Origin of the sequence: Prosthecobacter sp. (assembly GCF_044232965.1) — a bacterium.
Taxonomy (GTDB): domain Bacteria; phylum Verrucomicrobiota; class Verrucomicrobiia; order Verrucomicrobiales; family Verrucomicrobiaceae; genus Prosthecobacter.
Window position 1 is genome coordinate 19,265 of sequence record NZ_JBIIKX010000028.1, and the last position, 15,577, is coordinate 34,841.

A 15,577-nucleotide genomic window follows, 5' to 3' on the forward strand; every position below is an offset into this window, starting at 1 on the left:
ACTATGGAGACCCGGCGGGCGGATCAAGGGGCGGGCAGGCGCCGGATGAAACGGCCGGTGAGCACCGGGCCGATCACACAGGTGACGACGACCATGAAGAGAGTGGCATTGATGAAGCGCTCATCAAGGAGCCTCTCCCCGGCGGCGTTGCGGACCTGATAGCCGACGACAGCGCTGGCGAGTGTGGCGGCCATCTGAGGGATGGAAAGGCTCCAAACCACGGAGGTGGATGCGGGATCGAGGCCGGTGAAGCGGCCAGTCAGGCGTGCTGCCACCCATTTGCCCAGAATGAGCACGCCGGTGAGGCCAAACACGAGGGGCCACTGGGAGGTGACGGTGTCACGCAGCACGCCGAAATCCACGAGGAGGCCAGTGGCGACAAAGAAGACCGGGATGAAGAGGGTGCGTGAGACAAGCTCAAGCGACTCGATGTCGAAGCCAGCAGGGATGACGCGCTTCAAGGCAAGTCCAGCGAGGAAGGCGCCGACGATGCCCTCCAGGTGGATGAGATGGGCAGCCTCGGAACAGACGATGATGAAAGCGAGCAGGATGCCGATGCGGGCCTCCTGGGTGCTGCCGATGCGACGGAGGAGGAAGGCTGCGAAGCGGCTGAGGCCAAAGAGAACGAGCGGCACAAACACGAGCAGCTCCGCGCCCTCGGCGGCGAGAAAGCCCCAAGAGAAGCCGGTCTGGTGAATGGAGACGGTGATGGCAAGGATGATCATGGCGGCGACATCCGTGAAAAGAGTGCCTCCCACGGTGATGACGGCGGCCCGTGACTGCGTGAGGCCTGCCTTGGCGAGGAGGGGATAGGCCAGCAGGGTGTGGCTGGCGATGATGGAGCCGATGAGCAAGGAGGCATTCCATTCATAGCCGCCCGCCCGGCCGAGCATGAGGCCGCCAAGCAGGGGCACGAGGAAAGTGAGACTGCCGAAGACCATCGAATCGCGCCGGCATTTGTGGAACTCTTCGAGGTTCACCTCGTAACCGACGAAGAACATGAAGAGTAGCTTGCCGAGGTCGGAGAAGAAGCGGGTGCTAGAATCCTCAGGAAGCATGACGCCGAGCAGCCCGGGACCCAGCAGCATGCCGGCGAGGAGGTAGCCGACGACAGGGGGAAGCCTGAGCCGCGCCATGATCTGGGGCAGCAGGACGAGAAAAAGACAGATAACGGCGACGCGGCTCATGGGAGCCAGGGCGAGGAAGGGCAGATGCGCGAGGAGGGTGTGACAGGTCATGAGTTTCTCTTCAAACTGCAGGTGCGGTCAGGGCCGGGCGGCAGGGGTGAGGTCTTTCACATCCTCTTCACGATGGGCGCTCTCATCAATGACGGTGATGCCCGGCTTGGTGAAATCGACGCGTTTGAGGTCGATCGTGCGCACACGGCGGTTGGACATGGTGTGAAAATAGAGGACTCGCTCCTGCAAATCCGCAGCCGTGGTGATCTGGGTGGCCCCTGTGATGTCCGTGGCGATTTTTTCCCGCGGGGCGGTGGTGCCGGCGGGAATGTTAAAGCTGTCGAGGATTCGAAATGCTTCGAAAACGGCCTCGTGGGATGTTTTCAGCGGTCTGGCGAAGGCGGTGAAGGCGGCGGCGCGGATGAACCGGGACGGCGGGGTGAAATCACCGGGCAGGCCGACGAACCCGGAGCCGCCGCCGAGGGGGGAGAGCTTCAATCCTTCGAGGGTGATGGCGGCACGAGGAGCGGGTGAGAGTCCGATGTGGTTGCGCAGGTTGGTCAGGTGCCAGGAGTAGTCGGGGGAGTTTGTGATGACGCCGAGGAAGGCATCATGCACCTGCAAGCGGCCCTTTTGCGAGATTTCCAGGATGAGGCAGGCACCCGAGGCATCGGCGATCTTCCAATGGAACGGGAGTGGTGCGCCGCCGAAGCGCGGGTCCTCCACATTGACGACGGTGACCTCGTCCAGATGCTCACGCACCTCGGCCACGGTGCGGAAGGAGGAGAGCATCCACTGCATGAAGTCTCCGACGCTGAGCGAACGGTCAGCCTGCGAGGGATCATACGGTGCGAACTCCGCGAAGCCGGGAAAGTAATACATGCCGACGTAGAGACCGGCTTCATTCAGACCGTCCGGGCCGTAGTCCTGATCGTAGGCGGTGATGGTGACAAAGCCATGCCGGGAGGTCCAGCGCCTGCCTTTAGGTCCCTCTGGAGTGAGCGCGGTGAAGTCCCTGCCGCGTGGGAAGATGACCAGCCGGTCATGCTTGGCATCCCCCAGGGCCCATTCCACGGTGCGGGCCACGACCACCCCGCCATCTGCCGCCCGCAGGGAGATGCCAGTGCAGGCAGAGGCATTTTGAAGTGGCACAAAAGCCATGGCGCTGATGGCGGCCAGACAAAGCCAAGTGGTGGAGTGAAGAAGCGCTTTCATCAGGTTCATGGTATCGGTGTGAGCAATCGAAGCGGACAGCCAAAAGCTTGGGCCAGCCTTCTGGAAGACAAGCATGAAGCCGGTAAGGGAAGGGTGCGGACCATGGGGAGATCAGGTGCCATGTCATCTTTTTTGAACCCTGATTTTCCTGAGGCAAGACGCTGGTTCCGGCTTTTGCTCAGCTCCATAAAGCTCCTCTGCTCGCTTCTTTAGCCTTCTGGGTGGCAGCAAGCAGTCGCAGCAGCGGAGGATGAATGGGCTCCATGAGCTTGATTCGATCGCATCGACGCTGCAGCGCTGCTCGCAAGGCGGCGAGACGGTGTTCGATTCTTCGCATCGACGGAACATTGTCCGGTTTTCATCTCTCATGCGGGATGCAGTTTCCGAATCGTCTCTTTTGTCGCAAAAACACCCGGCAAAGTGACGACTTAGAAGTCCTCTCAACCGCATGAAACACACCCTCCTCACTCTGCTCTCGCTCGCCACCTTCGCGACGGCTGCGCCCCTAGTCTATGAAGGCACCGAAGGGCCTGGCAAAGGCAAGCACATCGTCTTCATGGCGGATGACCATGAGTATCGTTCCGAGGAGTCGCTGCCGCAGTTGGCTCGCATCTTGGCCAAACATCATGGTTTCAAGTGCACCGTCCTGTTTGGCATTGATCCTGAGTCGGGCGAGATCGTTGCCGGTAATGCGATGAACATGCCGGGCATCGAGGCGCTGCACACCGCCGACCTCGCGGTGGTGTTTCTGCGCTTCCAGAACTTCCCCGCGGAGCAGATGAAGCACTTCGATGATTATCTGAACCGCGGTGGTCCCGTGATCGGCATGCGCACGGCGACGCATGGCTTTAAAATGCCAAAGGATGCTCCCTTCGCGAAATACTCGTATGATTACAAAGGGACCGATTATGAACTCGGGTTCGGCCATCAGGTGCTCGGTCAGACATGGGTTGGCCACTACGGTAAGAATCATGTGCAGAGCACTCGAATCGCCCTCGTGCCGGACAAGGCAGCGCATCCGATCCTGCGCGGTGTGAAGGACATTTGGGTGCAGGCAGGCGGTTACGTCGGCAAACCAACCGATGGCGAGATTTTGACGATGGCGCAGCCACTGGATGGCATGACACAGGACTCCCCTGCATCCAAGACACAGCCTCCGCAGCCGAGCGAGTGGACACGCTCCTATAAAAGCGCTTCGGGCAAAGTAGGCCGCGTTTTCACCTCCCTTTACGGAACATCAGAGGACATCACGAACGAAGGCTATCGCCGCATGATGGTGAACGCCATGTTCTGGGCTGTGGGTCTGGAAGACGCGATCAAAGCGGATCTAAACGTCGCCTTTGTCGGTGCTGCGAAGCCGAACACCTTCGGCGGCGGCGCGTATGCTCGCGGCATCAAGCCGGAGATGTATGCCGGCTTTGAAAGCCCAATTCCAGCGAACAACAACACGAAGAAGCCTGAGAAGCCAAAGAAGGAAGAGAAGCAGGCTGCGAAAGCCGAGGTTTCGGCCAAGCCCACCATCGCGACCGGCAAACCCGCTCGTTTTGTCCGTATCGAAATCCCCGGTGACAAAAAGTGCCTTCAGATCGCCGAGATCGAGATCCTGAGCGGTGGCAAAAACATCGCCAAAGGCGGCAAGGCCACGCAATCGACCACGGGACACGGCGGCGACGCGAGTCGTGCGATGGATGGCGACAAGAGCCCGAACTACGGCAAGGGCATGACGCACACCATCGAGAACAAGCCGAATCCCTGGTGGGAGATCGATCTCGGTTCTGCACAGCCAGTGGATGCGATCAGCCTGTGGAGCCGTCGGGGCTTCCCGGATCGTCTGGGTGATTTCACGCTGCAATTGCTCGATGAAGGGCGCAAAGCGGTGTTTGAGCTGAAGAATGTCGCCGCTGGCGATTCGCTCACAATTGATGTGAAAAGCGGCGGTAAGATCGCTTATCTGGACTTTGATGGAAAACCGGGCAAACCGGCGGCGAAGGGTAGTGGCGGTCGTTCCGCGCCAGCAGCGGCGAAGGAGCCTGCGCTCGTCGAAGTGCCTGCGGACTACAAGGACACGCTGCCCTTCGCTTTCAGCAAGGGCGACACCGTGGCGATCCTCGGCAATGGCCTGCCGGACCGCATGCAGCATGATGGTTGGATGGAGACCGTCCTGCAAAGTGCCCTGCCCGAGCAGAACGTGCGCTTCCGCAACATGAGCGCCAGCGGCGACCGCCCGAACTCCTTCCCGCGCAGCGGCGGACACATGCACATGACGGATTACCTCCGCCATGTGAAGCCGGATGTCGTGTTCGCCTTCTTCGGCTACAACGAGTCCTTCGAGAACAAGCCGGACGACTTCAAAAAGCAGCTCGTCGATTTCGTGAAGTATGTGCGTGGCACGAAGCCGAACGGGAAGTCCTTCCCGCGCATCGTGCTCTTCAGCCCCATCGCGCATGAGGACACGAAGAATCCGAACGTGCCGCACGGCGCAGAGCACAATCCGCAGCTCGAAGCCTACACGAAGGCCACCGAGGCCGCCGCGAAGGAAGCGGGCGTGGGTTTTGTCGATCTCTTCCATCCCTCGCTCGATCTTTTCAAAGCCGCGAAGGAGCCGCTCACGATCAATGGCGTGCATCTCAGCGCCGAGGGCAATCGCCAGCTCGCGGAAGTGATCGCGAAGGCGCTGCTCGGCAAGGAAGTGACCGCCTCCGCCTCGCTCGAAGAACTGCGTGAGGCCGTGATGGAGAAGGACGTGCATTGGAACGCCCGCTACCGTGCCCGCGATGGCAATGACGTGTGGGGTGGCCGTTCGACGCTCTCCTTCACCGATGGTCAGACCAACGCCGTGGTGCTCCAGCATGAGCTGACGATGCTCGATGTCATGACCGGCAATCGCGATCCAAAGATCTGGGCGCGTGCCAAAGGCGGCGACCTCAAAGTCGATGACAGCAACGTGCCGCCACCCGTGCCGGTGATTTCCAATGTCGGTGGCAAATCCAAATCATCGAGCGCCATGAAGGAAGGCCGCACGGAATACATCAGCGGCCAGGAAGCGATCAAGCACATGGCCTTTGATCCACGCTTTGAAGTGAGCCTGTTTGCCGATGAAGCGCAGTTCCCGCAGCTCGTGAATCCCGTGCAGATGCAGGTGGATACCAAAGGTCGCCTCTGGGCCGCCGTGTGGCACACCTACCCGATGTGGGAGCCTCTCAAGGAGATGAAGGACGCTCTCGTCATCTGCCACGATGACAACAAGGACGGCAAAGCGGATCGCCTCACCGAGTTCGCCCGCGTGCAGAATCCGCTCGGCTTTGAATTCTGGAATGGCGGCGTCATCGTCACCTGCGCCCCGGACATCATCTTCCTCAAAGACACCGATGGCGACGACGTGGCCGACGTGCGCACCATCATGCTGCAAGGCGTGGACTTCGCCGACACGCATCACGGCGCGAACAACCTCGTCATGGGCCCCGATGGCGGCATCTACTGGCAGAGCGGTGTCTTCATGGTGCACAATCACGAGCATCCGTGGGGCCCCTCGTTGCAAACCGGCAGTAGCGCCATGTATCGCTTCGATCCGCGCCGCTTTACCATTGCGAAACACGCCGACAACTCGCCGAACCCGCACGGCATCGCTTTCGATACTTGGGGTTATCTTTATGCCACCGACGGCACCGGAGGTCGTGCGTATCAAGTCCGCCCTGAGGGCAACGGCTTCAAAATGCACGAGCTACTCAAGAAGGAAGTCCGCCCCGTCACCGCGAGCGAGATCGTCAGCAGCACCCACTTCCCCGAGGACATGCAGGGCGACTTCCTCATCTGCAACGTCATCGGCTTCCTCGGCATCAAGCACTACGACCTGGCCCGCGATGCGGAAAAAGCCAGCGTGTGGGGCGAACCCGCCGGCGCTGAACTCACCGTGAAGGTCACGCAAGCCGACGGCACCGTCACCGAGGACAAATCCCGCGGCTTGCTCATGAGCGGCGACAAGAATTTCCGCCCCAGCGATGCCGTCTTCGGCGAAGATGGTGCGCTTTACATCGCCGACTGGCACAACGTCATCATCGGCCACATGCAGCACAACGTCCGCGATCCAAATCGTGACCACAAACACGGCCGCATCTACCGCATGACCGCCAAAGGCCGCGAATTGCAGAAACCCGTTGCCATCGACGGCCAGCCCATCCCCGCGCTGCTCGAAAACCTCAAGCATCCCGCCGATGGCGTGCGTCACCGCACCCGCGTCGAACTCAGCGAACGTCCCACCGCCGAAGTCATCGCCGCCACGAAGGAATGGATGAAGCAGTTCGACGCCGCCAAGAAAGAAGACGCTCACCACCTTCTCGAAGCCCTCTGGCTCCACCAGCAGCACAACGTCCGCGACACCGCTTTGCTCGCCAAACTGCAAACCTCCCCCGAACTCCATGCCCGCAACGCCGCCAACGTCGTGCAGCAACTTTGGTTCAACGTCGAAGCCAGCACCAAAGGCGGCGTCATCGCCGGAGAAGTCGAGGAGAAGGCCCAAAAGTCCGGCATCCTCAGCGACACGCCTGAGTTGACCACCATCCGCATCGGCACCATCCGCGAGCGCCTCATGTATGACGTCAAAGAACTTAACGTGAAGGCCGGCAAGAAGATCAAGCTCACCTTCGCCAACACCGACGTCATGCCGCACAACCTCCTCGTCACCAAGCCCGGTAAAGCCGACGCCGTGATGAACGCCGCCATCGTCATGGGTGCCGCCGGCTTCGAAAAGGGCTTCATCCCCGCAAGCGAAGACGTCCTGCACCACACGAAGCTCCTCGACATGGGCAAAGAGGAAGTCCTCGAATTCACCCTCCCCGCCGCTGGCGATTATCCCTTCGTCTGCAGCTTCCCCGGCCACGGCATCATCATGCGCGGCGTGCTACACGCCAAGTAACCGGTCATTCCTGTCCACCTTGCTGGGGCCATTCTTGGCCCCAGCGCTTTTGGCAGTGCCCAATCATGTTGCGACGATGCGTTAATCCCACTCTATGACTCGACGCCTGATCTACGCCGCCACGCTGCTGGCCACTCATCTTTGCGCTCAGGAGCCAGCGGTGCTGCTTGAAGGTGAGCAGCTCAAGGTTTTGAAGCACACGGGGCAGGCGCGGCTGCAGGATCTGCGTTCGTATCGTCACATCACTTGGAGTGGGATGGCGCATCTATGGTGGACGGGGGCGAAGCCGGGAGATGTGCTGGAACTCGCACTGCCAGTGGCAAAGGACGGTGTGTATCGACTCGGTGCGGGGTTCACGAAGGCGGCGGATTACGGCGTGTTTGAGTTCGTGCTGGATGGGCAGCCGCTCGCGGGGCCCATCGACCTTTTTAACAGCAGCGTGATGCATGCAGGCACGGTTCCGCTTGGCAAATCGATCACGCTGAAGGCTGGCGAGCATCGTCTGAGCATCACGGTGAAAGGTGCCAACGCGGCGGCGAAGAAGAGCTACATGCTGGGGCTCGATTACGTCGTGCTGGCAACGGGAGCCGATGCGGATGTGATGGCGTTGGCGAAGCCGCTCATCGTCACCCAGCCAAGCAAACCTGCAGTGCCGGTGGCAAAGCCCCAGCGCGACATCAGCTACAACAATCTCGAAGTGCAGCCTCTGAAGGCGGCGGAGCAGCAGAAGAAGTTCACCGTGCCCGAAGGCTTCGAGGTGGAACTGGTAGCGAGCGAAGAAACCGGGCTGCCCAAACCCACGATGGTCGCCTTTGATGATGCCGGACGCATGTGGTCGGCCACGGCAACGGCGTATCCTTGTGACAAGGACAATATCATCTGGACGCAGCCGGGCAAGGATCGCATCGTCGTCTTTGATACGCCTACCGCACGCACGCCGCAGATGGCACGCACCTTTGCGGAGGGCATGGTCATGCCCGTGTCGTTGCTGCCGCATGGCAAGGGCGTGTTCGTCGCTCAGGGGCCGGAGATCTTTTATCTCGATGATCGCGATGGCGACGGCCACGCCGATGAGCGACGCGTTTTGGCCAAAGGTTTCGGCGTGCAGGACACGCACACCGTTCCGCATCAGCTCACGTGGATGCCAGGCGGACGCGTGACGTTTTCCCAGGGCCTGCTGAACAGCGGACGCATGACCGATGCGGAAGGAAAGATCTTCGTCTTCAACCGCACGCTCGTCGCCTCCATGAAGCCGGATGGCACCGACACGCGCATCCTGAGCGCCGGGATGAACAACATCTGGGCCTGGGCTCATGGGCGCACGGGGCGTGTGTTCATCCATGAGGCAAACGACCTCGGCTACAGCGTCGTGCCGTTTGAGGAAGACTCGAGCTATCCCGGCTTCGTGGCGATGAAGCTGCATCCGTCCTCGCCGATTCATCCGCCGACAGCGCAAGACCTCAATCTCGGCGGCACCGGCTTCAGCGGACTCGCCATCTGCGATGACAAAAGCGGCAGCTTCCCCGCGCCATGGCACGGGCTGCTTTACATCGCGAATCCCATCCTCGGGAAGATCCACGCCGTCGCCGCCACGCTGGATGCACGCGGCGTGTGGACCTTTGAAAAGCGCGGTGATCTCGTCTCCTGTGCCGATCCGATGTTTCGCCCGGTCGCCATCACCTTTGGCCCCGATGGCTGCCTCTACATTACCGACTGGTACAACCGCATCATCTCGCACAACGAGATCCCGCGTGATCATCCCGCACGCGACAAAGAGCGCGGACGCGTCTGGCGCATCCGCCACAGCTCACAGAGCAGCGCGAAGGTGCCGGACATGACACGCGTGCCCGCGGGCGAACTGCCAGCGCATCTCAAAGCCGACAGCACCTGGGAAATGCGTGCCGCGTGGCATCAGATCGGCCAGCGTGGCGGCATAGAACTCATCCCCGCGCTCACGCAGTTGGCGGCGGACGTGAACACGAGTGTCGATGCTCGCATTCACGCGCTGTGGTCGCTCGAAGAGATGGGCCACTTCGATGCAGCACTGTGGGCGACGTTCCTGGCCGATGCGTCTCCCGATCTCCGCCGCGAGGCCGTGCGCTCACTCAGCACGCTGAAGGTCGGCGAAGACACCGCGTTCGATTTGCTCCAGCCGCTGGCCGATGAACGCGAATGGACCGTGCGCTATGAAGTGCTGCGCTTCTTCCGCCGCGCCGCTGGGCCGGTGAATCCAAAGCACATCGCGTGGTTGAAGCGCTGGAGTGCGAACCCCGCGCCCAAGACCGAGGTCAAGGGCTGGAACGGCACCTATCTCGCACTCGGTGGCAGTTACGAGCGAGCTTTCCAAGACTTCCTGCTCTCGCTCGCAGAAACGAAATCACCCGCAGCCGTGCTGAACGAATCCAAGTGGGACAAAACCATCGCCACAGCGCCTGAACCCACAGCGGAAGAAGTCGCAGCACTCTCCAAGCGTATCGCAGCCATCAAAGCTCTCCTGCCTAAAGCGAAGCCCGATCAAGGTCGGCCCATCGTCGAAAGCACCTGCTTGGCCTGCCACAGCGCTGGCGGCAAGGGCATCTCACTCGCACCGCCTCTCGATGGTTCGTCCAAACGCGACACCGACGGCATCCTCACCGCCATCCTCGCTCCCGACGCCGCCATTGAGCAAGTGTTCCGTCTCTACCGCATCGAGACCCAGGACGGCGGCAAATTCGAAGGCTTCAAAAAGAACGAGAGCGACAAAGACATCACCCTCATGCTCATGGGCGGCGCCACGCAGGCCGTTCCCATCGCCAAGATCAAAAGCGCAGGCTACGTGGCCGGAAAGTCCGTCATGCTGCCCTTCGCCGCTGGCTTCAGCGATGCGCAACTCGCCGATATCGTGCGCTATTTGCAGACGTTGCAGTGATCCCTCGTCCCCACCTTCATGCCTGCCCACTACGCCCGTTATCCCTCGCTCGTTGATCGCACCGTCTTCATCACCGGAGGCGCAGATGGCATCGGCAGTGCCCTCGTGGAGCAGTTCGCTCGCCAAGGAAGCCGTGTGGCCTTTGTGGACAAAAACGTCGCGTATGCCCAAGCCACGATTCAGCGCTGCATCGACGCTGGTGCGGCTCATGCGCCCTTGTTTTATGAAGTCGATCTGCTGGACATCGCAGCGTTGAAATCCGCCTGCGACGCTGCGATTCGTGATCTCGGCAGCGTCACCGTTTTGGTCAACAACGCCGCCAACGACGACCGCCACGACTGGCAGGAAATAACGCCCGAGTATTTCGACAACCGCATCAACACCAACCTGCGGCATTACTTCTTCGCCATCCAGGCGCTGGCACCACAGATGATCACTGCTGCGCATGGCTCGGTCATCAACATCGGCTCCAGCAGCTACATGATGCAAGAGGACTTCTTCCCCGGCTACGCCATCGCCAAATCGGCTGTGGAAGGCATCACGCGCACCATGGCACGCACCTTTGGCCCGCACGGTGTGCGCGTGAATACCGTGCTCCCCGGCTGGGTGCCCACGGAGCGGCAACTCACCAAGTGGTGGTCGCCCGAAGGCGAGGCCGGCACCATGCGCGATCAAGCCCTCAAGCGCCGCATCATGCCCGACGAGTTTGCGCAGATGGTTCTCTTCCTCGCCGCCGATGACGGAGCCGCCTGCACCGCGCAGCAGTTCATAGTGGACGGTGGGCGATTCTAAAGATCATGAAACGAGCAGCATTCTTCCTTCTCATTCCAATGGCAGTTCAAGCTGCCGATCCGGCGATGCCTGACAAGCACCGCGCTCTTTTCAAAGAGCACTGCGTGAGCTGTCACGGGCCGGAAAAGCAGAAAGGGAAGTTTAGGGTCGATGACTTGCCGCTGGTGATCACGAATATCGAAACGGCCGAGAAGTGGCAGAAGGTGCTCAATGCGATGAACTCGGGCGACATGCCACCGGAGGACGAAAAGCAGCCGCCGAACGAGGCGAAGGCGGATTTTCTCGATGATTTGTCGAATGTGATGGTCGCGGCAAGACGTGCGCTGAACGATCAGCACGGCCTCATCACGATGCGGCGGCTGAACCGGCGTGAATACAAAAACACGCTGCGCGATTTGCTGGGCGTCGATATCAATGTGGCCGAGCTGCCGAGTGACACGGGCACGGGCGGCTTTGACACATTTGGCTCGAACCTCTTCATGTCGGCGAACCAGTTCGAGCAGTATCAATCGCTCGGCCTGCAGGCGCTCGACGAGGCTTTCACGCGCTACTCGGCCACCGATGAGGTGCTGAAACTGCACATTGAGGCCGAGGAGAACAACACGCGCATCCGCAAGAACTACGAGGAGAACCTCGCTGCGCTCGAACGCGCGACGAAATGGGCCGCTGAGGTCGAAAAGGCCGCCGCGAGGCCGGAGAACGCCGCCGTGGTGGCCGAACTGCGAAAAGCGGCCAAGAACAACGACCTGTTCCTCCGCGAGTGGGCGAAGATCAAAGGCGCACCGGCGCCAGAGAGCTTTGGTTTCAAAACGGTGGAGAACAACGCTGACAAGGCGACCCGAGCGCTCGGCTACGGCACGAAAATGGGCACGGGCTTCACGCGACCGTATCATGAGCACTACCTGAAGCAGCCGCATCTCGACTCCGGCGCGTATTTGACCGTCAGTGTCGGCGATCTGGGCAATGACAGCCTGCAGTGGCTCATTCCCTACAAGTGGCCGGCGGGTGATTACATCGTCCGCGTGCGTCTCGGTCACACGCCGGAGTCCGCGCCAGAGCAGCGCTACATCGAGTTCGGCACGAACCCGCGCAACGGCAAGCCTTTGAGCACGCACGCCGTCGCAGGCACCATCGAGCAGCCGGAGATCATCGAGATGCCGCTCACGATCACGAAGGAGCACAACACGAACCTCGACCGCACCATCTTCCTCCGCGAAAAAGGCACCAACGACCACTATGAGCAGACGCGGCGCATCTTTAACGCCGGCAAAGCCAAGAACGGCCGCGGTCCCGAACTCGCGATCTGGGTCGATTGGTTCGAGATCGAGCGCAAAACGGCCAAACAGAAGCCGAAGGAGCCCGAGTTGGTGAAGTTTGGCATCGGTGACAATCGCCAGGTCGGCAGCACGACGGCGAAAGGTGTGAGCAAAGTGCGTTTCGAGTGCGAAACGGCCAATGAGAAGATCAGCAAGTATGTGAAGGAGCAGATCGACGCGCGGGCGAATGCCAACGCGTGGGTCAAAGCTGTGAACGAAGCTGCGGCGAAGCCGGAGAATGCCACCGTGGTCGCGGAGATTCGCAAAAACTCGAAGAGCGACGCCATTTTCCGCCGCTCATGGGACAAGATCAAAGGCGCGCCCTCACCCGAGAGCTTTGGTTTCAAAACAACGGAGAACAACGCCGACAAAGCCAACTCCGCGCTCGGCGAGAACTGGCAGAAGTATCACGAATACTACCTCGGCCGCCCGCATCTCGACCAAGGCGCTTATCTCGGCACGCCGACTATGCATCCCGCGGTCATGGCGCTCGGCTTTTTGCAGCTTCCGGTGCCGGGTGACTGGGCGAGCGGCAACTTCGTCTTCCGCGTGCGCATCGCCGCCGCAAAGGACGCGCGGCCCGAGCAGAAGTTCCTCGAAATGGGCACGCATCCACGCAACGGCATGGTGCGCGCCACTTTCGAGATCACCGGCACGATGGAGAAGCCGCAGATCGTTGAGATGCCCTTTACGCTGACCAAATCGGTGACCGATGGAGGCGACCGCACCCTTTTCATTCGCGAAAAAGGCGCCTGGGATAACAACGAGGAAGGTGGTCGCAAACGGCAGGAGGCCGTGAAGCGCAATGGCATCGGTCCTGAGGCGGTGTTGTGGATTGATTACATGGAAATCGAGCGCGTGAGCGACCCTGCGAACTCAGCGCCGGGCTTGGCAGCTCTCGCGATTCCGCTGGATGATGCTGGTGCCGTCACGGAGGTGAAGCCCGCGCTGCAACGCTTCTGCAGCATCGCGTTTCGCGGATTGGAGCCGCCCGCGAGCTTCGTGGACAAGCTCACCGCCATCTACGACACGCAGCGCAAGGCCGGCGCGAAACACAGCGTCGCCTTGAAGGAGACACTCTCCGTCGTGCTCGCCTCGCCGATGTTTTTGTATCTCGCCGAGCCTGCTCATGAGGCGAAACGTAGCTCCCTGACCAACTCCGAACTCGCCAACCGCCTCTCTTATTTCCTCTGGAGCGCTCCGCCGGATGACGAACTGCTCAAAGCCGATCTCTCCAAGCCCGAGGTGCTCGCCGCGCAAACGAAGCGCCTGCTCGACGATGAACGCTCGCGAGATCTCGTGCACGGTTTCGTGCATCAGTGGCTCGGCATGGACCGCATCGACTTCTTTCAGGTGAACCGCGCGATGTATCCGCGCTTCGATGACAGCACAAAGCTGAACGCACGAAACGAGGTCTTCGCCACCTTCGAGCATCTCATCAAAACCAACGCGCCGCTCAGCGACCTGCTCAAAGCCGACTACGCCATCATCAACCACCTGCTCGCCGACTTTTACGGCATCGATGGAGTGAAGGGCGATGCGTTTCAAAAGGTGGCGCTGCCCGCGAACTCGCCGCGAGGCGGCCTGCTCGGCATGGCGGCCATTCATTTCATGGGCGGCAACGGCGAGCGCACCAGCCCCGTTGAGCGCGGCGCGTGGGTGCTGCGCAAACTCCTGAATGATCCGCCGCCGCCTGCGCCCGCGAATGTCCCGCAGATCGCCCGCCTCGCGGGCAAGGTGCTGACCACACGTGAGCGCCTGCAAATGCATCAAGAGGATGCGCAGTGCGCCAGTTGCCATCGGAAGATCGACCCCGTCGGCTTCGGCTTGGAGAACTTCGACGCCGTCGGCCAATGGCGCACCGAGGACACTTATCAGGTCATGGATGAGAAGGGCAAACCGGTCAAAGGCGCGAGCAAGACCTGGAGCATCGAAGCCAGTGCCCAATTGCACCGAGGCCCCGCCTTCAAAGACTACTTCGAAATGCGCGATATCATCGCCTCACGCGCTGACAACTTCGCCATCGGCTTCAGCACGGCCCTCATCGAGTATGCGCTCGGCAGAACCGCAGGCTTCCGCGACGAACCGCTCATCGCTGACATGCTCGCCGCCGCGAAGAGGGAAAAGCTCGGCGTGCGGAGGTTCATCCATGCGCTCGTCGCCAGCAAGGAATTTCACACCAAGTAACCTCAACAATGAAGTCCCTCCTCATCACCTTCCTCCTTCTCGGCAGCCAGCTCGTGGCTGCTGACGGCCAGCGATTTGACCTCTCCATGCGTGCCAGCGAGATCGATCCGCGGGCGAAAGCGCACCCGGAAATCAAATTCAGCTTCACGGATGACAAAGGCAAACCAGCGGACCTCCAGCACGCGGTGGTGGACACTCGTGTGCCGAGTCAGGGAAAGTTGGTGATCTGGCTCATGGGGCACAATCAAGGGCTGTTCGAGCGCATCTCCAGCTACGGCTATCACGGCATCCAGCCGCATTACTCGAACGGCTGGTTCGCAGGCATCACCAAAGCGCAATACGAGGACGGCTCCGGAACCGTGTTGGGAAATATCCGGCTCGAAGCATCCACGGGCGAGGATCACAGCCCGCTGGTGAACATTCCGAAGCCAGATGGCATGATGGAGCGCTCGTTGCAGTTCGTGAAATGGCTCGTCAAAGCGAACCCCGAGGGCAAGTGGCAGCAGTTCATCACCGACGACGGCATGGGCCTGCGCTGGGAGAAAGTCATCATGAGCGGCATCTCGCACGGCAGCACGACATCGGCGCGTTTTGCCATGCATCAAAAAGTGGATCGCGTCGTGATGTTCTCTGGCCCGCGTGACAACACCGAGACCTGGCAGGGCGGCCCCTCCGCCACGCCTTCGAACCGCTTTTTCGGCTTCACTCATATTCTCGACGGCGGTTGGGCCGCAGATCACTACTGCCGCTCGTGGCAACTGCTCAAAATGCACAACCACGGCCCCATCGTGAACATCGATTCCGCCAAACCACCCTATGGCAACACCCGCCGCCTCATCACCAACATCGACGTGAAAAACAACGCCGGCCGCGCCCACACCATCGTCGTGCCCGGCGGGAAGGATGTCGTGGGCCAGTGGGTGTATGATGAGGTCTTTCGCTACCTCTTCACACACCCTGTGGATCAAAGCGGCCCTGCGGTGCCGATGGATGCGGATTGCGAGATGGATCAAGGACAGCGGAAGTGAAATCCGACAATCAGGCACGCTGTCCCTCCCATGATCGAGCG

7 protein-coding genes are annotated in these 15,577 nt (G+C 60.8%); 5 read left to right on the top strand and 2 right to left on the bottom strand.

Going from position 1 to position 15,577, the window contains the following annotated elements:
* Positions 1-23: 23 nt before the first annotated feature.
* Both ACILSI_RS13465 and ACILSI_RS13470 read right to left on the bottom strand, forming a co-directional pair.
* Positions 24-1,238, bottom strand: coding sequence for a cation:proton antiporter (locus ACILSI_RS13465; protein WP_395722403.1), 1,215 nt, complete (start codon positions 1,236-1,238; stop codon positions 24-26).
* Positions 1,239-1,265: 27 nt separating this feature from the next.
* Entirely contained in the window at positions 1,266-2,393 is a 1,128-nt protein-coding gene (locus tag ACILSI_RS13470) for a linear amide C-N hydrolase (RefSeq protein WP_395722404.1), read from the bottom strand.
* 448 nt (positions 2,394-2,841) lie between these two features.
* Between ACILSI_RS13470 and ACILSI_RS13475 the strand changes: the two genes are divergently transcribed.
* The 5 genes from ACILSI_RS13475 to ACILSI_RS13495 all read left to right on the top strand — a co-directional run bounded on the left by ACILSI_RS13475 (position 2,842) and on the right by ACILSI_RS13495 (position 15,536).
* A complete protein-coding gene (locus tag ACILSI_RS13475) occupies positions 2,842-7,305 on the top strand; it encodes a PVC-type heme-binding CxxCH protein (RefSeq protein WP_395722405.1) in 4,464 nt (1,487 codons plus the stop codon).
* Between the two features lie 94 nt (positions 7,306-7,399).
* Positions 7,400-10,213: a PVC-type heme-binding CxxCH protein gene (locus ACILSI_RS13480; RefSeq protein ID WP_395722406.1), complete on the top strand. Its 2,814-nt coding sequence runs from the start codon at positions 7,400-7,402 to the stop codon at positions 10,211-10,213.
* A gap of 18 nt (positions 10,214-10,231) precedes the next feature.
* Positions 10,232-11,005 (top strand): SDR family NAD(P)-dependent oxidoreductase, encoded by a 774-nt coding sequence (locus tag ACILSI_RS13485; RefSeq protein ID WP_395722407.1) that lies wholly within the window; start codon positions 10,232-10,234, stop codon positions 11,003-11,005.
* Between the two features lie 5 nt (positions 11,006-11,010).
* Positions 11,011-14,508, top strand: a complete 3,498-nt coding sequence (locus tag ACILSI_RS13490; protein ID WP_395722408.1) for a DUF1592 domain-containing protein — start codon at positions 11,011-11,013, stop codon at positions 14,506-14,508.
* An 8-nt stretch (positions 14,509-14,516) separates the two neighbouring features.
* Positions 14,517-15,536: a BPSS1187 family protein gene (locus tag ACILSI_RS13495; protein ID WP_395722409.1), complete on the top strand. Its 1,020-nt coding sequence runs from the start codon at positions 14,517-14,519 to the stop codon at positions 15,534-15,536.
* The last annotated feature ends 41 nt before the right edge of the window (positions 15,537-15,577 follow it).